Consider the following 21,689-nt stretch of genomic DNA (forward strand, 5'->3'; position numbering starts at 1 on the left):
GTGCTGATGGGCGGTGCAGGCTACCGGATTCTGTGAATCTTTTCCCGATGACCATCGCGCAAGACACGATGCGAGGTGGCATGCGGCAGGACTCGGATACGCAAACTTATGACCGCCCGAAAATTTGGGAGCCATCAAATAGACTAAGCCATGACGTGATCGAACGCTTGCGCACGATACGCGGCGGTCGCATGACGAAATGGAAAGGGGAAGTGGCCAGCTACGCCCCCCACCTCGTCGGGCTTTTCTCAAGCGTCGCCCGCAAGATGGCGGGCAAGTTTCTGCCCTTGGCGCTGCTGACCGGGCTTGCCGCAAGCCCCGTTCCGGCAGCGGACCTGTATTGGGACGTCAACAACACATCCCTCAATCGCGGTGGCACCGGCACCTGGAATCTGACCGCTCCAGTCTGGAGCGCCAGCGACGACGGTGTGAGCGGCCCCTACAGTGCCTGGGACAACGGGGCGCTCCACGACGCCTTCTTCGGCAGCACGGCCGGCACCGTAACCCTTGGCGTGCCAATCACCGTGCACGACATCACGTTCCAGACCAACGGCTACACCATCACGGGCGGCATCCTGACTCTAGACGGTGTCGATCCGACCCTTTCGGTCACCACCGGCACCTCCACCATTTCCTCGGTGATCAACAGCACCAGCGGACTGATCAAGGCCGGCGGCGGAACCCTGACGCTGAACGGCAGCAACACCTTCAACGGCGGGATCGACATTAATGGCGGGACGCTGGCGCTGAACGCCGCCAACAGCTTCATCGGCGACATCAACCTCAATACTGGCAATCTCGGTATCGGCGCAATCGGCGACGCTGCCCTTGGCGATATCGGCAATGTCATCAACATGCAGCCGGGGCGCGGCCTGAGCGCCAACGGCGCGCTCGATAGCAACCGGACGGTAAACCTGGTTGGGGCAGGCGGCCACACCATCAGCGGCGCTGGCGTCGGCAGCGCCTATTTCACCGGCGAAGGCGCCCTCACCGCCAGTGGCTCGGTCGCCATGACCAACGACGCCAATGACTATACCGGCCGGACTGCGTTCACAGGCAGCGGCACGTCCAGGTTCACCTCGATCGGCAACCTGGGCGAGGTGAGCTCCCTGGGGGCGCCCATTACGGCAGCCGACGGCACCATACTTTTCACGAATTCAAGCCAGACCAACCTAACACTCATATATACCGGCGATGGCGACTCCTCCGACCGCAATTGGACCATCAATCCGGGTTCGGGGCCTAGCGTCCGGCCTCAGCTCCGCAACGGCGGCACCGGCACGCTGACGCTGACCGGCAACATCGCCCTTGGGGGCGGTTCGGGAAACGATCCCGAGTTCTACGCACAGAGCGCCGACATGGAACTGCTCGGCGTGATCAGCAGCAACAACGCCCGTCCGATCTCATTTATCGCGGATTCGGGACGGACTGTCAGACTGGGGAACGCCAACACGTTTTCCGGTGGCCCGGCCATCGGCGGTGCGGGAACGGTGGTGGCCGGCACCATCGCTGACACGGGCGTAGCCAGTTCGCTGGGCACAGGCAGCGGGATAAGCATCAGCGGCAATGGCACTCTGAGCTATACGGGCGCCTCCGCGAGCAGCAATCGCAACTGGTCAATCAACAACGGCACGCTCAGCAATGACGGTACGGGCGCCCTCACCCTTAGCGGTAGCACGGCGATCGCCGGTACCGCCACGCTCGGCGGCAGCTTTACCGGCGCCAACAACGTCGTTTCCGGTGTCATCTCTGGCAGCGGCAACCTGAGGAGCGGCGGCGATGCCACCTGGATAGTCGCGGGCGCCAATACCTACACCGGCCAGACCGTAGTTGACAGCGGTACGTTGCGCGCCGGCTCGGTCGACGCGTTCGGCAGCTCGACCCGATTCTTGGTCAATGGCGGCACGCTGGACTTGAACAACTTCGACCGGACGCTGACCACTCTGACTGGCACGGGCGGCACGCTGGACCTGGGCAGCGCCACGCTGACGCTGGAGGCGCCGACGGGCACCAGCGCGGCCTTCGCCGGCAGCATCACCGGCACAGGCGGCCTGAACAAGCTGGGCGGCAGCAGCCAGACCCTGACGGGCGCCAGCACCTATACCGGCGACACCGTCATCGGCGGCGGCACTCTGAACCTCGATTTCAGCGGTGCAGGCGGACCAACCAGCGGCGTCATCGGTAGCGGCTCTACCCTGAGCATGGGCGGTGGCACCCTGAATGTGATCGGCGCGGCCGGCGAGACCAATGTCCAGACCTTCGACGGTGTGAACATCACCGCCGGCAACAACACCATCGACGCCAGCTCGGGAAGCGGCGGCAGCCTGACCGTCAATCTGGGCGCCATCACCCGCACCGGTGGTCTCGTCAACTTCAACCTGCCGGACAGCGGCACTATCACCACGACCAACACCGCACTGGGCGGCTGGGCCACGGTCAACGGCACCGATTACGCCAAGGTCGAAGGCGGCAATATCCTCGCGTTCGAGGACAGCGACTACACCGACAAGGACGATGCCGGCACCTGGCTCGACAACGAATACATCAACGATGTCGACGGCTTTTCCGGCAGAGTGAACGGCAGCGTGCAACTGGCTGGCCTGCGCTACACCCAGCCGGTGTCCACTACGGTGACTGTGGACCCCGGCGAGACCCTGGGCGTGGACGGCGCGATCATCGTTTCCCCCTCGGTGTTGAACACCAACCAGTTGATCACCGGCGGAATGATCACCGGCGCCGCCGGCGGTGACCTGGGTGTCCGGCAGAACAGCACAGGCAATTTCACCATCAATTCTCAGATTGTCGACAATGGCGCCGGCACTGGGTTCGTCAAGGCCGGCACCGGGTTGGTTACCCTGGGCAACGACAGCAACAGCTACACTGGGGCGACGCAGGTCGTGCAGGGCACGCTGTCCGTCGGCAGCATCCGGAATGGCGGCGTGGCCAGCGGCATCGGCGCGTCCTCCGCCGATTCGTCCAGCCTGGTGCTCGAAGGCGGGATCCTGCGATACACCGGCGCCGGCGACACCAGCGACCGCGGCTTTACCATCGTCAAGTCCGGCGCCATCACCGGCGCTGGGATCGAAGTGACCGATCCAAACGCCAACCTGACCTTCTCCGGTCTGGTCACCAGCCCCGACGACGCCAACTTCAGCAAGAGCGGGCCGGGCACGCTGACGCTCGCCAACGGCGCCAATGATTACACCGGCGTCACCACCGTCACCGGCGGCATGCTGGGGGCCACGACCCTGGCCAATGGGGGCCAGGTGAGCAGCATCGGCCAGTCTGGCAATGGTTCCGCCAATCTGGTGCTCGATGGCGGCGGACTGCAATACACAGGCGGCACCGTCACCACCGACCGCGGCTTCACGTTGGGTGTCAACGACGGCACGATCGACGTGGCTGATCCGACCACCACCTTGACGTTCACCGGCAACGTCGTTGGTCCGGGCGGCGCCCTTACCAAGGAAGGCGACGGTACCTTGGTGCTCTCCGGCACCAACACTTACACCGGTGGCAACACCGTCAACGCAGGGATCCTTCGCGCCGGCTCCACCCAAGCCTTCGGAGCCCCCACCGTTGCCGCCACCATGACCTTGGCCGACGCGGCCGGCGTCACACTGGACCTGGATGGCTTCGACAACACCATTGGCCCCCTTAACGGCGGCGGCGGCAATGGCGGCAACGTGACCCTGGGCTCGGCTACCTTGCGCATCGCCGGCGGCAACGGCAACTATTCGGGTGTTATCAGCGGCACAGGTGGCGTCTGGCGCACCAATGGCGGCACTCAGACCTTCAACGGCTGCAACAACACCTATACCGGCCCCACGACCCTGCAGGGCGCCAACCTGAGCACCGACTGCCTTGCCGACGGCGGCGAGGCCAGCGGCATTGGCGCCTCCAGTGCTGATTCCACCAATCTCGTGCTCAACGACGGCACACTTTTCTATACCGGCGGCGACGCCGTCACCGATCGCGGCTTCCAGCTTTCGGGAAGCAATAGCGGTATCAATGTGACCAACGCCGGAACCACCCTGGAATTCGAGGGGGACGCCATCGGCGGCGGATCGCTCGTTAAGGGCGGCGCCGGCACGCTGGTGTTATCGGGGAACAACACTTATACCGGCAACACGAGCGTGACTGGCGGCGTGCTGCGCGCGGCGACGACCAACGCGTTCGGCCCGCAGGGTCATATGTCGCTGAGCAACGCGGCCGGGGTGCTTCTGGATCTCGACGGCTTCGATACGGTGGTGACCTCACTGATCGGCGGCGGCGCCAACGGAGGCGACATCAGCCTGGGCAGCGCCACGCTGACGATCAATAGTGTCGACAACCGCAGCTACGCCGGCGCGATCAGCGGCACCGGCAATCTGATCAAGAACGGCAACACCACACAGGCGCTCGTGGGCTGCGATAGTAGCTACACGGGCAGCACCGTGATCAATGCCGGTACGCTGCAAGTGGCCTGTCTGGAGGACGGCGGCGTCAACAGTTCGATCGGGGCTTCCACATCCGATCCCGCCAACCTGGTGCTCAACGGCGGCACTCTGAACTATGCCGGCAGCGGCGGCAGCACCGATCGCCAGTTTATATTGGGTGCCAGTGGCCGCACGCTGTCCTCCAGTGGCACGGGTCCCATTGCATTTGCCTATGCCGGTTCGGTCACGCTGGCAGGCATCGATGCGGCGCGAACCCTCACACTAACCGGCACCAACACCGGCACGAACATCTTCTCCGCGCAACTCGCCGACAACGGCACGGGCGCCACCTCGCTCACCAAGACCGGTACTGGTCTCTGGCGCCTGACCAACGACAACAGCACCTATACCGGCATCACCACCATCAGCGGCGGCATTCTCGAGATCGATCAGATGGCCGACGGCGGCTTGCCCAGCAGCATCGGCGCGTCCTCCAATGCCGCCGCCAATCTGGTGATCGGCAACGAATCGACCCTGCGCTATACTGGTGCCGGCGACACCACCGACCGCCAGTTCACCCTGGACACCGGCGTCACCTACATCGAATCTTCCGGCACGGGTCCGCTGGTCTTCAGCAATACGGGTCCCGTGACCCTGACCGGCACCGACACGCCCCGAACCATTGCGCTCGGCGGTACCAATACCGGTAACAACACCATGGGCGGCGCCATAGGGGACAATGGCACAGGCGCCACGACGCTCGCCAAGAACGACAGCGGCACCTGGGTGCTGACCGGCAACAATAGCTATTCCGGCAATACCGTCATCAATGACGGAAACCTCGTAATCGGCAATGGCGGCACGTCAGGTAATGCCGGCGTCGGCAACGTGATTGTAGATTCGCCGACCTCAACCCTGTCGCTCAACCGCAGCGACACCTTCACTTTTGACGGCACGCTGAGCGGGCCTGGAACCCTGGCACAGATCGGCGTGGGCGCCAGCGTGCTGACTTCGGCGAACAACGCCATCGGCGCCACGACCATCAGTGCGGGCACTCTGGAGGTGGCTGGAGGTCTCGAGGCACCCACCATCGCCATGACCGGGAGTTCCACCCTGACCGTTGGCGGCACGGTACAGGCTGCCGGTTCCACCCAGGTGGCGATCACCGGCGATGCCGGTAACAACACGATCAATATAAATCCCGGCGGCATTCTCAGGGCGTCGGGCGATCTGGGCGGCGGCAGCGATGTGGTGACCGTGGCGGGTCTGCTCAACACCGGCGCCGGCACGCTGGCGCTCGGCACCGGCGACGATACGCTGACCCTGAATGATGGAGCGAGCATCAGCGGCGGCGGGGTTGAAGCTCGTGCCGGCACGGACACTCTTGAGGTGAACAACGCTCAGTCCCTGACCCTCGACGGGGCAAGCGTCGGCGGCTTCGAGATCCTTACCAAGGACAACATCGGCACGCTGACGCTCACCGGCGACCATGGGTATGCCAATGGCACGACCATCTCCGACGGCACGCTGCAGATCGGCAATGGCGGTACCTCCGGTTCGCTCGAAAGCGACGTGCTCAACAACGGCAGGCTCGCCTTCAACCGCTCGGATACCTACAGCTTTACCGGCCTAGTCTCGGGCAACGGCTCGCTTGAGCAGATCGGTGGCGGCACCACCATTCTGACGGGTGACAACAGTTATTCCGGTCCCACCACCGTGCAATCGGGCAGGTTGTACATCAATGGCGACCAATCCGGCGCGACCGGGCCGACCTCAGTTGCAGGTGGCGCGACGCTCGGCGGAACGGGCACGGTCGGCGGCGATGTCGCCCTGGTCGCTGGCGCCGTCCTCGACCCCGGCAATCCGGGGTCGCTTCCTGGCACTTTAACCGTCGCTGGCAGTCTCACGCTCGATGACGGGGCGCTCGTCAACTACAGCTTCGGCCAGGCGAATGTCGTCGGCGGCGCCTTCAACGACCTGACCGTTGTGGGCGGAGACCTCGTGCTCGACGGCACGCTTAATATCACGGAAACGCCTGGGGGCGATTTCGGCCCGGGTCTCTACCGTATCTTCAGCTATGGCGGCACGCTCACGGACAACGGCCTCGATGTCACGTCCTCCGATCTCTACGTGCAGACCTCCGTCGCGAACCAGGTCAATCTGGTCGATACGAGCGGGAACCAACTCACCTTCTGGGATGGCGCTGCCGGTCCGGTGAACGACGGGGCCATCCAGGGTGGAAACGGGGTCTGGCGCCTTGCCGACAATGAACGCTGGACGACCGGCACAGGCGCCTACAACGCGCCCTACGCCAACAGCGCCTTCGCTGTGTTTACCGGTACGGGTGGCACGGTGATCATCGACAATGCGAATGGCCAGGTCGAAGCCTCAGGTATGCAGTTCGCGGCCGATGGCTATGTTATCGACGGAGAGCCCCTGACACTGGTCGGCGGTTCGTCGACCATCCGCGTCGGCGACGGCACGATCGACGGCGCCAACATGATGGCGACCATCGCTGCGGAACTCGCCGGCGCCTCCACGCTGGTCAAGACCGATCTGGGTACGCTGGTGCTTTCAGGCGCCAACACCTACACGGGCGGCACGAGGATAGAGACCGGCACGCTGCAGGTCTCAAGCGACGGCAACCTGGGCGACGCGGCCGGTGCAATCGCCTTCGACGGCGGCACGCTGCGGAACACCGCCTCTTTCGCGTCGGCACGCGCCGTCACGCTGGAGGACGAGGGCGGCACGTTTCAGACCGACGCCGACCTCATGCTTTCCGGCGTGATCGGCGGCACGGGTGCGCTTACCAAGACCGGCGGCGCCACGCTGACGCTTGCCGGCCTCAATACCTACGGGGGTGGCACCTTCATCGACGCGGGCGTGGTGTCGGTCTCGAGCGACACGAACCTTGGCGATGCGGCCGGTGCAATCACCTTCGATGGCGGCACGTTGCAGAACACTGCCGCTTTCGCCTCGGCGCGCGGCGTTACCATGGAAGACGGCGGCGGTACGTTCCAGACCGACGCGGATCTGCTTCTCTCCGGCGTGATCGATGGCACTGGTTCGCTGACCAAGACCGGGACTGGCACGCTGGCGCTCACGGGCGCGAACAGCTATGGCGGTGGCACGACGATCTCCGGTGGCACGCTGCAACTCGGGGACGGCGGTGCGTCGGGTTCGATCCGCGGTGACGTGCTCAACAATGGCACGCTCGCCTTCAACCGTTCAGGCACCTACACCTTCGCCGGCCTGATCTCGGGCAGCGGTTCGCTCGAGCAGATCGGTAGCGGCGCCACCATCCTGACCGGCAACAACACCTATTCAGGCCCGAGCACGGTGCAATCGGGAAGCCTGCTCATCAATGGCGACCAGTCCGGCGCGACGGGACTCACCACGGTTGCAAGCGGCGCCACGCTCGGCGGGATCGGTACGATTGGCGGCGGCGTGACGATAGCCGACGGCGGCATTCTCGATCCTGGCGATCTGGGCATCGTTCCCAGAACGCTCACCATCAATGGCGGTCTGGCACTCAGCACCGGTTCGAACCTCAATTACAATTTCGGCCAGGCGAATGTGGTCGGCGGAGCCTTCAACGACCTAACCGTGGTGGGCAGTGACCTTGAACTCGACGGCACGCTGAACGTGACCCAGTCTGCGGGCGGCAGTTTTATCCCGGGCATATACCGCATCATCAGCTACGAGGGCGCGCTCACCGACAACGGCCTCAGCCTCGGCGCCATGCCGTCCGGCGATTTCCTCGTGCAGACCTCGATCGACAAGCAGGTCAATCTGGTCAACGCGACGGGCGTGACGCTCAATTTCTGGGACGGGCCAGACGGCACCGCCAATGATGGCAGCATTCATGGTGGCGACGGCGTCTGGCGGCGCGCCGACAACGACCACTGGACCAACGACACGGGCCTGATCAACGCGCCCTATTCGAACGGCGCCTTCGCCGTGTTCGCGGGCCAGCCGGGAACCGTGACTATCGACAACGGCAACGGCCAGGTGGAAGCCCTCGGCATGCAATTCGCCGCCGACGGTTATGTGATCGATGGCGAGCCACTGACCCTGGTCGGCGGTTCATCCGTCATCCGCGTCGGCGACGGCACGCTCGACGGCACGAACATGGTGGCGACCATCGCTGCAGAGCTCGCCGGCTCATCCACGCTGGTCAAGGCCGATCTCGGCACATTGGTACTTTCCGGGGTCAATACCTACACCGGCGGAACGGTGATCGAGGAAGGCACGCTGCAGATCTCCGCTGACGAGAACCTGGGCGATGCTCCCGGAGGGATAACGCTCGATGGCGGCACGTTGCGTAACACGGCCTCTCTGGAGAGTGGCCGCAGCGTGACCCTGGCGAGCACCGGAACCTTTCTCATCGATGCTGGGACGAGCTTCACCCTCAACGGCACGCTCGATGGCCCCGGCGGCTTCACCAAGGCAGGGGGCGGCACGCTGCTCCTTGCCGGCGCCTCCTCCTATGATGGAACCACCACGGTGAACGGCGGCACGCTGCAGGCCGGATTGGCCGGCGCGTTCAGCCCGTCTTCGGCCTTTTCGGTTGGCGGCAATGGCACGCTCGATCTTGGCGGCTTCGACCAGACGGTGGCTTCACTGGCCAATGCCGGGACGGTGAAGCTGTCGGGTGCGCCGGGAACGACGTTGACGGTTGCGGGTAATTATGAGGGTCGTGGCGGGACGATCCTCCTGAACGCCGTGCTCGGCGGAGATGGCTCGGTGACCGACCGCCTCGTTGTGACCGGCGATAGCTCGGGCAGCACCGATCTGCACGTCGCCAATGTCGGCGGTGGCGGCGCACAAACCGTGGACGGCATCAAGGTCGTCGACGTCGGCGGCGCGTCAAGCGGCAGGTTTTCCCTTCATGGCGATTACATTTATGAAGGCGATCAAGCCGTTGTCGCTGGCGCCTATGCCTATCGGCTCTTCAAGGGCGGCGTGAGTACGCCGGCCGATGGCGACTGGTACTTACGCTCTGCCCTGGCAGACGATCCGAGCGATCCGCTCTATCAACCGGGTGTTCCGCTCTATGAGGCTTATGCCGGTTCTCTGCAGGCTTTCAACAGCCTCGGTACCTTGCAGCAGCGTGTCGGCAACAGGTCTTGGGTCGCCCGCGACGACGCGCGAGCGCAAGAGGACGGCACCGACGACTCCGACGGTATCTGGGGGCGGATCGAGGCGGCCCACGCCGACTTCGAGCCTAAGATATCAACCAGTGGCACCGACTATGATGCGACCACATGGAAACTCCAGGCAGGCATCGACGGTTTGCTCGACGAGGACGAATCTGGACGGTTGATCGCAGGTGCGTCCATCCATTATGGCAGCGTCTCCTCCAACGTCACGTCGGCCCATGGTATTGGCAGTATCGACACGACCGGTTACGGTCTTGGTGGCACGCTGACCTGGTACGGCAATACCGGCTTCTATCTCGACAGCCAGGCGCAGGCGACGTGGTACAATAGCGATCTCTACTCCGCCACCGCCGGGCAAGGCCTCGTCAACGATAATGACGGAACGGGCTACGCGCTCAGCATCGAAACCGGTCAGCGCATTGCGCTGGATGAGATCTGGGCGCTGACGCCGCAAGCCCAGCTCACCTATTCCTCGGTGCGGTACGATGACTTCACCGATCGCTTCAATGCCGACGTGTCGCTCGACAAGAGCTGGAGCCTTGTTGGCCGACTCGGCCTGGCCGTCGACCGCCAGACCGAGTGGCAGGATACGGAAGGTCGCACCGGTCGCTCGCATCTCTATGGAATCGCCAACCTCTATTACGACTTCGCCGACGGCTCTCGGGTCGACGTGGGAGGAACCCGCTTCACGAGCGAAAATGGCCCATGGCGAGGCGGCGTCGGCCTGGGCTGGTCGGTCAACTGGGCCGATGACAGATACTCGCTCTATGGCGAGGCGCTGGCGGATACCAGCCTGGAAAACTTCGGGGGCACCAACAGCGTGAGCGGCACCGTCGGTTTCAGGGTGCGGTGGTAGCCCGCCCAGGCTCGAGGCAGCCCAGGCCCCAGAGGCATGAACAGAGTTCCGAATGCAGCTGGATATCAGGTGGAGGGCCACTGCGACATTGCAGGCGCCGGATGGGTTTTACCGGCAGCGGGTCCAGCGACGGGGCATCGAGTGGCTTTCTCGATGATGCTTTGCCCATTGGGATATTGAGGCGCAATCTTGAGGGAAATGCGCGTCAGATAGGTTGCACTATGCCTGCGCTGCGAGGGTTTCGACCAGGCTCACAAAGCGCTTTCTAATTTTCGCGTCGCGAATTCGCTCGAAAGCCCTGTTCAGTGCTAGGCCATCTTCGCTGGACAGAAACCCGGTCAGCTCATTGTGCGGAATCGCCTTGGCGGACTCGCCGGGCTGACGACCGGGCATGCCGTCGAAAAAGTACGAGGGTGCCACTCCGAGCACCTTCGCGATCGCTTGCAGCCGGCTTGCTCCGACCCTATTGGTCCCGTTCTCGTACTTCTGCAGCTGCTGAAACGTAATTCCGAGCGCCTTGGCAAGGGTCACCTGGGTCATCTTGATCCAGAGTCGGCGCATGCGGATTCGGCGACCCACGTGAATGTCGATGGGATTGGGTTCTTTTCTTTCAGAGCTACGACTGAGCACGCGTTACTCCTATTGTCTTTGCTGATTTTCGGACCAATGCGTCGTCGGCCAGATACCGACCGATCAAGCGCTGTACGCAACGCCCTCCGTCGGCGCACGAGCATCCCTAAAACCGCAGCACGAGCCCCGGATCGGCCCCCGCTGAACGGCGTCGACCAACAGTTCCTGCCTGCTCCGATCAACTTTATCGTGAAGCTTCCCAGTCGGTTGCATACTGCTATAGTGCTCAACTTATGTCTTGCCTTTGCACGCCAACTTTGTCGCTGGGATGTTACATTCTGCACCCTTGATCAGGGTTGGGGCCTTGCTCGCGATGCTGTCGACGCAGAGGCGCGCTTTCGTCAGCGTCGGGAAGCAGCTCTGCGCAAAGCAGGAACGGACGAGCGATGAGGCTTGGGCGCAACATGCGCTTGACGATCGTGATGCTGTCTTCAGCTGTATTGAAAGAGAACCCAAGGGCAGCGGTGCACGCTGACGAGGAGATCGCCTGCGCAACTCGTCGTCTTCCTGACTTTCCTGAAAGCGTTCGCCCTGGGCGAATTGCCGGAACACGGGAGTTAGTTATCCCGCGTACGCCATAGGGAAACTGCAGGCCGCCAAGGGTCGTCTGTTCAAGCCTTAGAGCGCTTGCCCGAGCTTCTCGCCGGGGAAACGTCATACGCCATCGTCACCCGTCTCAGGCCTTGTCCGTCTGGAAGCGCGATGGCGCCACTCCCGTCCACCGTTTAAATGCGCGCGTGAAATGCGCAGAATCGCTGTAGCCCACCCTGAAGGCGATGTCTGTCATGCTGTGAACGCCTTCGCAGATCAACCGGATGGCTTCACTGCGGCGCGTCTCGTCGAGCAACTCTTCAAAATCGACGCCGCAAAACTTCAGGCGCCGCTGCAGGGTCCGAGCCGACATGCCAAGGCTTCTCGCTACGGTTGCTAGTCCAAGCTCATGACCATCGGACAGCCTTTCGCTGAGCATCTTCGCCGCCTCTATCGCCGAAGCCAGTGCCGCTGTCACCTTCGAGGGCCGATTTGTGGGGGTTTTGAGAGGAAGGTCGAGCAACTCCCGATCGAACTCGATCACATCGTAGTCGCATCCCGTTTCGATGTTCGGCCCCAAGCACTCCTCCAGAGCCTCGCTTCCACGCGTCCTCGAAGCGGTCAGCCGAACCTTTACTGCGGAGGGCTCACCCGCCAAAAGCGGCACCTTCCGCAGTACAGCGAGGCTGCCGAAGATGAAGTGCCGAGGATCGAACTCGCAATGATCAGCGAAGCGGAAGACAATTCGAGCGGTATCACCTTCCACCAAGAAGCGTATATCCGATCCGTGATGGATCGAGGCCACGTTGGATGCCGCGAGCACGCATGCATCAGCCACGTTCTCTGCCGCGAGAACCGACTGTCCCCATGGGCCGAGATCACGCAGTTCGGTCAAGCGCCCGACATGCGCGCCGGCGAATGGGTCTCCCAGAAGGGCTGCCACCTCGTTGGCCATGTGAAAGCATTGGGCGCGCGGAAGCCAGCCGTCGGCGTTCTGGAACACGTTTGGCGAGATGCCGAGGCGCGCGCAGAACTCGATGGCCGAAACATCGTGCTTGGCCAGATAGGGCGCCATCGGCAGGAAGGCCCTAACCCTGATGGAGGGTGCAAAATGTAACATCCGAGCAGCAAAGTTGGCGTGAAAAGGCAAGACGTGAGTTGAGCACTATAGCAGTATGCAACCGACTGGGAAGGGCTTTGCAGGAAGTTGATCGGAGCGGGCCGGAACTGCCCCCGTCTTCGGCGGCGAGCGCGAAGTCAAAGAAAAACGAGTCCTCTAGGTGAGCAAATGAACAGACCCATAATGAGCTGGCTTGGCACGGCCTGCCGCCCGTACACACTGATTGTGGCGGTCGCAGCCAGCGCGGCGGCGTGGCCGGTATCGGCGCGAGACGAGATCGATCCGGAGGCGGATCGGATCCTGGCTGCGATGAGCGAAAATCTCAAATCGATGCCCACCCTTAGTGTCGACTACGACGCAGATCAGGAAATCCTCACTCTGGGTGGCCAGAAGATTCAGTACAGCGCATCCGGCTCCATTGCGCTCGATCGCGCGAAGGGTTTCCGGATGAAGCGCATAGGCCCCTTTGCCCAGGCGGAAGTGATATTCGACGGCACCACGATATCGCTCCACGACCAGATCACAAACGCTTACGCACAACTGCAAAGTCCTGGCCGCAGCGTTGAAGAGGCGACAGAGGAGCTTCGCGCCACAACCGAACTTGATGCTCCGGGGGCGGACCTGCTCGCAAGCGACCCCTACGCCGTCCTCACCGATGGCGTCACGGAGGGAACCGTTGTCGGATCGGCCTTCGTCAACGGCGTCGAATGCGATCATCTCGCCTTCAGGACCGATATCGTCGACTGGCAAATCTGGATCAGCAAGGGCAGCAAGCCATTGCCGATTAAATACGTCATCACGACCAAATGGATGACCGGGGCGCCACAATACACGCTGCGGCTGAGCAACTGGAATTCGGACGGGATCGAGGCAGCGCAGTTTGAATTCGCGCCGCCAGCGGACGCGAACAAAGTTGAACACGTCCATGCCGATGTCACCGGCGAGCTTTCACTGGAGGCGGCGCAATGAAGAGGCGCAAGTTGAAAGTCCTTTCAGTCGCCATCGCCGGTATAGCCATGCTTGCGGCGGACAATCTCGTTTCCACGCCGTTCGGATCGTTCGTATCTGAGGCGCAGGCAGTCGTGGGGCGCCCGTTGACACCAGGAAGTGTCGCCGGGGTCGCCCGCCGGACCACGCGCCGAGTGATCCGCCGCTCGACGGTGTATGTCGCCACGCTGCCCGCGGGCTGCGTCAGCACCAGCGTCAACGGTGCCGTGGTGTGGCGCTGCGGCGGGGTCTACTACCAACCGTACGGTGGGCGTTACGTCGTCGTTTACATCGACTGAACCCAATGCGCTGCATCGCACGCAATTTTCCTAGGAACCAAGATCAGCGGGAAAATACAACGTGTTAGTCGGTCCATCGGCCACCCTGAGCGACCATCCCAATAGGCTGTTTGCGAGGTCCATGTGGCATCAAATGGCAAGCGACGCGCTTGCGCTTGCTGTAACGCTATAACCAGGCGTTGCAAACGTATTGTCGCCATGGGGTCAAGGGGGAAGCGTGACGTTGGAATCGGCTCACGGAACCGTCGTTGCCGGGCGTGTGCGCGCCGGCATGATCTTCATAGAGGGCGGAACCTTCTCGATGGGGTCCGACGGACACTATCCCGAAGAGGGGCCGGTGCATCGCGCGAGCGTCGATGGCTTTCATATCGATGAAGCGCCTGTGACGAATGCCGAGTTTTCGGAGTTTATTGCGGCGACCGGCTATCGCACATTCGCGGAGTCTCCTCCTGATCCACGGGACTATCCCGGCATTTTGCCAGAGATGCTGTACGCCGGTTCACTGGTATTTCATCAGCCGAACGGGGCTATTGACCTGCAAGACTGGACTCAATGGTGGTCCTTTCTGAAGGGGGCCTGCTGGCGTCAGCCATGCGGCCCCGGAAGCAACATCAAAGGGCTGGATGACCATCCGGTCGTTCATGTTTCCTATCACGACGCGCTCGCGTACGCCCGGTGGAGCGGAAAGGATCTTCCAACCGAGGCAGAGTGGGAATTTGCTGCGAGAGGCGGCCTCGAGGGCGCCGAATATGCCTGGGGTTCAGAATTCACTCCCGCCGGACGCCATCTGGCCAATACCTGGCAGGGGGCCTTCCCGACTGTCAATGACGTTGAGGACGGCTTTTCGCGCACCTCTCCGGTCAAAGCCTTTCCGCCGAACGGATACGGCTTGTACGACATGATCGGCAACGTTTGGGAGTGGACGTCCGACTGGTTTTCGTCGCGGCACGAGGCAGACGCCTCGAAGGCGTGCTGTATTCCCAGAAATCCTCGCGGCGGACGCGAAGCCGACAGCTATGATCCCTGCCAGCCCGAGATAAGAATTCCGCGCAAGGTCTTGAAGGGCGGATCCCATCTTTGTGCGCCCAATTACTGCCGCCGCTACCGTCCCGCGGCGCGGCATGCCGAGGCGATCGACACGTCGACGTGTCACGTAGGTTTCAGATGTGTTGTCAGACCAGGAGAGTTGTATGAAGTCACCTAAGCACGCGAGAACACGTTGGTTGGGAGTAAGCACGGCACTCCTCCTTTTGAGCGCCCCCGCAATGGCTCAGGAATCGCTGCCTTTTCCGCCAAAGCCCTCAGGGAGCAAGGCCGGCCCGACGATAGCCCAGTCCACTTACAGCCCGTTGCCTGCGCAGCCGCGCCTTCCTGCGAATGCTCCGAACATTGTCGTCATCATGCTCGATGACGTCGGCCCGGCGTTGCCGGACACCTTCGGCGGCGTGATCGAAACGCCGACATTGAGCCGTCTTGCGGAAGACGGAGTGTCCTACAATCGCTTCCACAATGCCGCCATGTGCTCCCCCTCGCGGGCGGCATTGCTGACGGGGCGCAACCATCATCGCGTCGGGAACGGCCAGATCGCCGAGTTGGCAAACGACTGGGACGGATACACCGGCAGAATACCACGCACCTCCGCAACCGCCGCGAAAGTCCTTGGCTATTACGGCTACGCGACCGCAGCCTTCGGCAAATGGCACAATACCCCGGCCAATGAAACGACCGCCGTCGGGCCGTACACGGACTGGCCCGCTGGCGAAGGAATCGGGTTCGATTATTTCTACGGTTTTCTTGCCGGGGAATCCTCGCAGTGGGAGCCCGCCGTCGTCGAAAACACCGTTCGTGTCGACCCGTCTCACGGGAAGGAAGGCTACCACTTCACCGAGGACATGACCGACAAGGCGGTGTCGTGGATGAAGCAGGTGCACGCGCTGACGCCGGACCGGCCCTTCTTCATGTACTGGGCGCCCGGCGCCGCACATGGTCCGCACCACATCTTCAAGGAATGGGCGGACAAGTACAAAGGCAAATTCGATGACGGCTGGGATGCCATGCGAGAACGCATCTATGCCCGCCAAAAACAACTCGGATGGATACCGGAGAACACGGAACTAACGCCCCGTCCGGATACGCTTGCGGGATGGAAGGACATTCCAGAAGACGAGAAGCCGTTCCAGCGCCGACTTATGGAGGTCTTTGCAGGGTATACCGAACATGCGGACACTCAGGCGGGGCGGCTGCTCGAGGCCCTCGATGAACTGGGAATTCGCGACAATACCCTCATCTTCTACGTCTGGGGCGACAACGGGTCCAGTGCGGAGGGCCAGAACGGCACGATCAGCGAGCTTCTGGCGCAGAACGGCATCGCTACGGAGATCAAGGATCATATTCGCGCGATGAATGACCTGGGCGGGATGGATGTTCTCGGATCGCCCAAGGCCGACAACATGTATCATGCCGGCTGGGCATGGGCCGGTTCGACGCCGCATCGATCGACCAAGCTGGTTGCTGCCCATTTCGGCGGAACGCGTACGCCGCTCGTGGTCTCCTGGCCGAGCAGAATCAAGCCGGACAAGAAACCGCGCTCCCAGTTTCATCATCTCAACGACATCGTGCCCACGATCTATGACGTTCTGGACATTCAGCCGCCGAAGCTCGTGGACGGCATCACCCAGGACCCGCTCGATGGTGTCAGCATGACCTACACCTTCGACTCTCCCGAGGCTTCGGGGCAAAAGAAGGAGCAGTACTTCGAGATCATGGGCAGCCGTGCCATTTATCAGGACGAGTGGATCGCATCCGTCTTCGGGCCCCGTACACCATGGACTCCCGGCCTTGATCCCGCCATCTTCAAATGGTCGCCGGACAATGACGTATGGGAACTCCACGATCTCAGCGCGGACTACTCCCAGGCGAAGGACGTCGCCGCCGAGCATCCCGAAAAAGTCGAAGAGCTCAAGAAGGCGTTTGGCGGGCAGGCTGAGGCCAACAAGGTGTTCCCTGTCGGGGGAGGCTTATGGTCTGCCGTCTTTCATCCGGAAGATGCGCCGTCCAATCCGGCGACCGAGTTCCAGTTCACGCAAGACGTCGTGGGGGTTCCTGAGTTCACGGCGCCGAAAGTTGGAGCGCGCAGCAATCTTGTGACCGTTGAGGCGGAATTGAAGCCGGACTCGGAGGGCGTGCTCTACGCATTGGGTGCCTTTTCGGGCGGTGTCGCTTTGTGGGTCGAGAACGGTAAGCTCACCTACGAGTACAATCTGTTCGAGATCGAGCGGACACGTCTCGAATCCTCCGAACCGTTGCCGAGCGGCAAGGTCAACATAGAGGTCGAAACGCGCAAGGCCGGCAGCAAGCACGGCGCACCGCTCGACGTCGTTATCCGCATTGATGGCAAAGAGGTGGCGAAGGGACGCGTGCCGCGCTCCGCTCCGCTCGCATTTACTGCCAATGACGCCTTCGACGTGGGCAGAGACAGCTACTCTCCAGTCTCCCTCGCATACTTTGATCGCAAGCCGTTCGCGTTCAACGGCAAGATACAACATCTGAAGGTCGAGTATTTGAAGTGATCGCTCGATGCTGAGAGCCTTGGAGCGGCGAACTCTTCGATCGCCGCTCTTCTTTCTACCGGCGTGCATACGGTGTTTAACTGGAGTGATTGAATTGACGCGGCACCTTACTCGGAACGCCAAAGGCGGCGCACCATCATGGCCACTTTTGCAGTGCGTCGCCTTGGGTCTGACGCTGCTCTCTGCATGCGCGGGCCGTCCGACGGGGGTGCTCCAGCCGGTAGCGGCCAATCCGTCGGCCGCTCAAGTCGAGATGCTGGTCACGACAACCCGAAGCCGGGCGGAAAAACCGGGCGAGATGTTCAGCGGCGAGCGCGCGCTCAGCCCGACATTCGCGGAAATTACAGTGTCGATCCCGCCTGATACTGTCCGTAAGGCCGGTGAAGTCGCTTGGCCGCGCAAGCTGCCGCCGAATCCCGAGACGGATTTCGCAACATTGCAGGCGGCGGAAGTCGACCGCGATGCGGCCGAGAAATGGTTGAGCAGTCATGTGCGCAAGAGCCCGGACGGCAGTGTCCTCGTCTTTATCCACGGGTTCAACAACCACTTCGAGGATGCAGTCTTCCGCTTCGCGCAGATCATCCACGACTCGGGCGCGCGCAGCGTGCCGGTGCTCGCGACGTGGCCTTCGCGCGGAAGTCTGCTGGCCTATGGCTACGATCGCGAAAGCACCAACTACACCCGCAACGCCGTGGAACGCTTGTTCCAGTATCTGGCGCGTGACCCCGAGGTTAAGGAAGTATCGATCCTGGCCCATTCGATGGGCAATTGGCTGGCGCTGGAATCTTTGCGCCAGATGGCCATTCGCAACGACGGGCTGCCGGCAAAGTTCAAGAACGTCATGTTGGCGGCACCGGACGTAGACGTAGACGTCTTCGGTTCGCAAATCGCCGACATGGGCAAGCAACGGCCGCGCTTCACGCTCTTCGTCTCCCGCGATGACCGTGCGCTCGCCGTTTCTCGTCGCGTCTGGGGAAATGTCTCCCGGTTGGGAGCGATCGATCCGGAGCAGTCGCCCTACAAGGAGGAACTGGCGGCGAACGGGATCACCGTCGTCGATCTCACGAAAATCAAGGCAGGCGACAATCTGCACCACACCAAGTTCGCGGAGTCGCCCGAGATCGTACAACTGATTGGTAGTCGCCTTTCCAGCGGCCAAACCTTGACCGACAGTCGCCTGGGGCTTGGCGACCATATCGTGGCGGCGACCGCCGGGGCCGCCCACACCGTCGGAACCGCCGCGGGACTGGTCGTTGCTGCGCCGGCCGTGATCGTCGATCAGAACACGCGGCAGAATTACGCCCACCACGTCGAGACACTCGTCGGACCATCCGGCGGGGCGAGATCAAACAAAGCCGATAGCGAGTGCGGGAAGGAAAGCCGGACGAGGTCTGGAAGCTGCAACCCGTAGCCGCGCTGACAACGGCATCCGGAGTACACGTGATCAAGCCGCGGACCTCAGCCCGGGGTTGAACGAAGACCTACAACAGAGCTTGGTCGCAACCGCGACCGTCAGAGAGAGAGATATCATGAAGATTTGCGTCGTTCGCGCTCTAGCGGCAATCGGAACTTGCCTCGTTGCCGGGACGGTCAAGGCCGCGGACATCTATTCCCCAATGACGCCGGAGCTTCAGCAGACCACCGAAAGCGGATGGACCTTTTCCTTCGCCCCCTATTTCTGGGCGGCCGGATTGTCGGGCGACGTTGCGCAGTTCGGGCTGCCGGCGGTGGATGTCGATGCCAGCTTCAGCGACATCTTCGACAACCTCGAGTTCGGTGCGATGGCGATAGGCGAAGCCCGCAACGGTCCGTACAGCATCTTCGCTGACGTGATGTATACGAAGATTTCGGGGCAGGCTGACACACCTAGAGGTGTTTTCGCGACGGACGTCGAGCTCACTTCCGAAACATTCGCCGGGCTGCTCGGTGCGGGATACTCCGTCTTCGAGATCGGGACAGCGCGGTTGGACGTGGTGGCCGGCCTGCGCATATGGTCCGTCGAAAGCGAGCTTTCCTTCCACGGCGGGCTTCTCGATGGACGCTCCAGAAGCGATGACGCGACCTGGGTAGACGGTCTGGCCGGCTTTCGCGGAACCTATTCGCTCACACCCGAAATCTACCTGACAGGGTGGGGGCTCATCGGTGCCGGTGGCGCCGATCTCGACTGGGACGTCGCCACGGCGATCGGCTACCGGTTCAGTGACATGATTTCGGCGGTCGCCGGCTACCGCGCACTGGGGGTGGACTATAGCAACGACGGTTTCGTGTTCGACGCTGTACAGCAGGGGCCGATTCTGGGGCTCGTGCTGCGGTTTTAAGGATGCGCCGACGAAGAGCGTGTCTATGAGATCGCGTAATGTGTCATCGGGAACGGCGCGCCCCCCAACAGATTTCACCCAATGGCCAAACCCGTCTCCGACCTGGCGATCGCGCCCCCTGCCGAGATAGCTGCCCTGTTCTGCGCCAAAGCGTTAGCTGCCCAGGGCGCCCAAAGCTCCGCAGGCGGTAGCCAGAACCAGCCTCCCGCCTCATCTCCAATGACTTCGGACTTGCCTGCGGCGGCGGTTGCCGCTGTCAGTAGGCAGATCCACGCTGCCCGTTTTTCATGGTCTCGTTCGATTGTGACCTTCTGTAGCAGTGCCTCGTTGTTCCAGCCGATGGCGCGAAGAAGTCTGTCGAAGACGCGGCTTTCAACCGCGTGGTCGTATAGCCAGTCAAACTTCCTGCGCTTCGCCGCCCTGGACATGGCAAAACGCTCATCCTTAAGAAGAACGCCGAGAAAGGCGTTGGGGAACGCTTCGATGATTGCGGCACCGGGGATGACGGATTTGCCGATCATCGGCGCTGCCGCAAGGTGCCTGACCTGCGCCGCAGTCTCGGCCGCGGCCTTTCTCAGGGCGAGGCCATGGCCGTGGTGGCTAAGTCCCGGCTTGCAACGCGCATGGAACGCCCCGCGGATAAAGAGGCGCTCGCAGGAGCGGTCGAGTTCGTCGGGTGCGTCGGGCGGCATCAACGGGCCATCGATGGCGATAATCGAAAATGTCGTTGATTCTGGAATGTGGCGCTGTCGACGGTCCCAATCGCTGTGCGTCCGAGCGCAGCCGAGGTTCCCGTCGACGCACCACGCAATCCCCGTGGTTGGTCGCGACAGCGAGTATCCAACGTCGATGCCGAGCAGTTTGTCGAAGCGTGTTTCTTTCAACGTCGCAATTCCCACGGCAGAAAGCTGCTCCTTCGCCGCAAAATCACACCCATGGCCTCATCCTCGTGCGTTCGTGCGCAGCCACGCCTCCAATGCGGCGATCACCGCCAATCTGAGGCTAGCGCCACGGGCAAGCGCGTGGGCGAGGGAGTGGTCGCCGGGAGGAAACCCGATTTCCTGCATCACGTCGTCCGGCTTCAACCGGCGTCGGGCCATGATCGCCTTGATCTCCGCGATCGCGGAGGGCAGCAGATAGCGGCCGCTCGCAATCGGCGCCTCCACGGCACTGGCAGACGGCGAGGGGGTGGAGGAATGCGCGGCCGTCGTCGATCGCGCGCCCCTAGCCGTAAGCCAGCTCAAAAAGGCGTCCCGCTCGTTATCGGTCGCCTTCGCCCAGGAATTCTTGAGCTTATCCAGTCGGGTGCGCTCGGGCTTTATGCCGGCGATGACGAGGGCCTTGCGCAAGGACGGGATCTTGCCGGCGAGAAGAGCGCCATGGACATCAGGGAACTCGGATCTGAGCTGCTGCAGATCGTGTGTATCGTCGAGTTTCTTCTTCGTCATCCTCACATCCGCCGTTGAAATTCCGCGATCCACTATCGTGCCTGCACGGCAAGGGCGAGCAAAAAGGTACCCGCAGCAGCGGACAGCGACTTGCGCTGCCCCTTAAGCCTCGCACAAGTCGGCCTTCCTATCACCGTCCCAACTGCCGGAATGTGACGCGGCGAAAAAGGACGATGCGATGTCTAACGATGTTCAGCACTACAGCGACCCGCAGGATGCGGCCCTCGCCCTGCTTCTCGCGAACAATCGCGGCGACGAACTCACGGACATCCTGGTCGCGGCGCTCGAAGATGCATTTCGGATCCTTGATGAGGATTGGGTATCCCAGATGCATTGAGGCCGATGCCGCTT

12 protein-coding genes and 1 pseudogene are annotated in these 21,689 nt (G+C 62.4%); 9 read left to right on the forward strand and 4 right to left on the reverse strand.

The genetic code is table 11. The features are described from left to right. Nucleotides 1-47 precede the first annotated feature (47 nt). Entirely contained in the window at nucleotides 48-10,436 is a 10,389-nt protein-coding gene (locus PZN02_RS07165) for an autotransporter-associated beta strand repeat-containing protein (RefSeq protein ID WP_280660899.1), read from the forward strand. Between the two features lie 219 nt (nucleotides 10,437-10,655). Here PZN02_RS07165 and PZN02_RS07170 read toward each other — a convergent pair whose 3' ends face one another. After that, on the reverse strand, nucleotides 10,656-10,997 hold the full coding sequence (locus tag PZN02_RS07170) for a helix-turn-helix domain-containing protein (RefSeq protein WP_280661417.1): 342 nt from the start codon (nucleotides 10,995-10,997) through the stop codon (nucleotides 10,656-10,658). A gap of 508 nt (nucleotides 10,998-11,505) precedes the next feature. Between PZN02_RS07170 and PZN02_RS07175 the strand changes: the two are divergent. Beyond that, a pseudogene (locus PZN02_RS07175) lies at nucleotides 11,506-11,644 on the forward strand (type II toxin-antitoxin system mRNA interferase toxin, RelE/StbE family); the annotation flags it as partial. A 98-nt stretch (nucleotides 11,645-11,742) separates the two neighbouring features. Here the strand turns inward: PZN02_RS07175 and PZN02_RS07180 are convergent. Beyond that, the gene (locus PZN02_RS07180) at nucleotides 11,743-12,672 is read right to left on the reverse strand and encodes an AraC family transcriptional regulator (RefSeq protein ID WP_342394716.1); all 930 of its coding nucleotides are present in this window, start codon (nucleotides 12,670-12,672) and stop codon (nucleotides 11,743-11,745) included. A gap of 213 nt (nucleotides 12,673-12,885) precedes the next feature. Here PZN02_RS07180 and PZN02_RS07185 point away from each other — a divergent pair, with 213 nt between their 5' ends. The 6 genes from PZN02_RS07185 to PZN02_RS07210 all read left to right on the forward strand — a co-directional run bounded on the left by PZN02_RS07185 (nucleotide 12,886) and on the right by PZN02_RS07210 (nucleotide 19,890). Next, nucleotides 12,886-13,686 (forward strand): DUF2092 domain-containing protein, encoded by an 801-nt coding sequence (locus PZN02_RS07185; RefSeq protein ID WP_280660901.1) that lies wholly within the window; start codon nucleotides 12,886-12,888, stop codon nucleotides 13,684-13,686. 47 nt (nucleotides 13,687-13,733) lie between these two features. After that, entirely contained in the window at nucleotides 13,734-14,003 is a 270-nt protein-coding gene (locus PZN02_RS07190; RefSeq protein ID WP_280661418.1) for a hypothetical protein, read from the forward strand. Between the two features lie 271 nt (nucleotides 14,004-14,274). After that, complete coding sequence (locus PZN02_RS07195) at nucleotides 14,275-15,207, forward strand: formylglycine-generating enzyme family protein (RefSeq protein WP_280661419.1); 933 nt, start codon at nucleotides 14,275-14,277, stop codon at nucleotides 15,205-15,207. Then, nucleotides 15,194-17,572 carry an arylsulfatase gene (locus tag PZN02_RS07200; RefSeq protein WP_280660902.1) on the forward strand — a complete coding sequence of 793 codons (2,379 nt, stop codon included), beginning with the start codon at nucleotides 15,194-15,196 and terminating at the stop codon, nucleotides 17,570-17,572. The genes PZN02_RS07195 and PZN02_RS07200 overlap by 14 nt, the downstream gene beginning before the upstream one ends. Before the next feature lie 94 nt (nucleotides 17,573-17,666). Then, nucleotides 17,667-18,983, forward strand: a complete 1,317-nt coding sequence (locus PZN02_RS07205; protein WP_280660903.1) for an alpha/beta hydrolase — start codon at nucleotides 17,667-17,669, stop codon at nucleotides 18,981-18,983. Between the two features lie 118 nt (nucleotides 18,984-19,101). Continuing rightward, entirely contained in the window at nucleotides 19,102-19,890 is a 789-nt protein-coding gene (locus PZN02_RS07210; RefSeq protein WP_280660904.1) for a hypothetical protein, read from the forward strand. 74 nt (nucleotides 19,891-19,964) lie between these two features. Here the strand turns inward: PZN02_RS07210 and PZN02_RS07215 are convergent, their stop codons facing one another. Next, nucleotides 19,965-20,774: a DUF429 domain-containing protein gene (locus tag PZN02_RS07215; RefSeq protein ID WP_280660905.1), complete on the reverse strand. Its 810-nt coding sequence runs from the start codon at nucleotides 20,772-20,774 to the stop codon at nucleotides 19,965-19,967. A 57-nt stretch (nucleotides 20,775-20,831) separates the two neighbouring features. Further along, complete coding sequence (locus PZN02_RS07220; protein ID WP_280660906.1) at nucleotides 20,832-21,338, reverse strand: hypothetical protein; 507 nt, start codon at nucleotides 21,336-21,338, stop codon at nucleotides 20,832-20,834. Between the two features lie 178 nt (nucleotides 21,339-21,516). On the opposite strand from PZN02_RS07220, the gene PZN02_RS07225 reads away from it, so the two are divergent. After that, nucleotides 21,517-21,675 carry a hypothetical protein gene (locus tag PZN02_RS07225; RefSeq protein WP_280660908.1) on the forward strand — a complete coding sequence of 53 codons (159 nt, stop codon included), beginning with the start codon at nucleotides 21,517-21,519 and terminating at the stop codon, nucleotides 21,673-21,675. Nucleotides 21,676-21,689: the final 14 nt, after the last annotated feature.

Source organism: Sinorhizobium garamanticum (genome assembly GCF_029892065.1).
Lineage (GTDB): Bacteria > Pseudomonadota > Alphaproteobacteria > Rhizobiales > Rhizobiaceae > Sinorhizobium > Sinorhizobium garamanticum.

Coding starts and splice junctions, on each gene's coding strand:
- PZN02_RS07220 (WP_280660906.1), bottom strand. CDS start 21,338: ATGACGAAGAAGAAACTCGACGATACACACGATCTGCAGCAGCTCAGA.
- PZN02_RS07195 (WP_280661419.1), top strand. CDS start 14,275: ATGATCTTCATAGAGGGCGGAACCTTCTCGATGGGGTCCGACGGACAC.
- PZN02_RS07225 (WP_280660908.1), top strand. CDS start 21,517: ATGTCTAACGATGTTCAGCACTACAGCGACCCGCAGGATGCGGCCCTC.
- PZN02_RS07210 (WP_280660904.1), top strand. CDS start 19,102: ATGAAGATTTGCGTCGTTCGCGCTCTAGCGGCAATCGGAACTTGCCTC.
- PZN02_RS07180 (WP_342394716.1), bottom strand. CDS start 12,672: ATGGCGCCCTATCTGGCCAAGCACGATGTTTCGGCCATCGAGTTCTGC.
- PZN02_RS07200 (WP_280660902.1), top strand. CDS start 15,194: ATGAAGTCACCTAAGCACGCGAGAACACGTTGGTTGGGAGTAAGCACG.
- PZN02_RS07170 (WP_280661417.1), bottom strand. CDS start 10,997: ATGCGCCGACTCTGGATCAAGATGACCCAGGTGACCCTTGCCAAGGCG.
- PZN02_RS07190 (WP_280661418.1), top strand. CDS start 13,734: ATGCTTGCGGCGGACAATCTCGTTTCCACGCCGTTCGGATCGTTCGTA.
- PZN02_RS07165 (WP_280660899.1), top strand. CDS start 48: ATGACCATCGCGCAAGACACGATGCGAGGTGGCATGCGGCAGGACTCG.
- PZN02_RS07185 (WP_280660901.1), top strand. CDS start 12,886: ATGAACAGACCCATAATGAGCTGGCTTGGCACGGCCTGCCGCCCGTAC.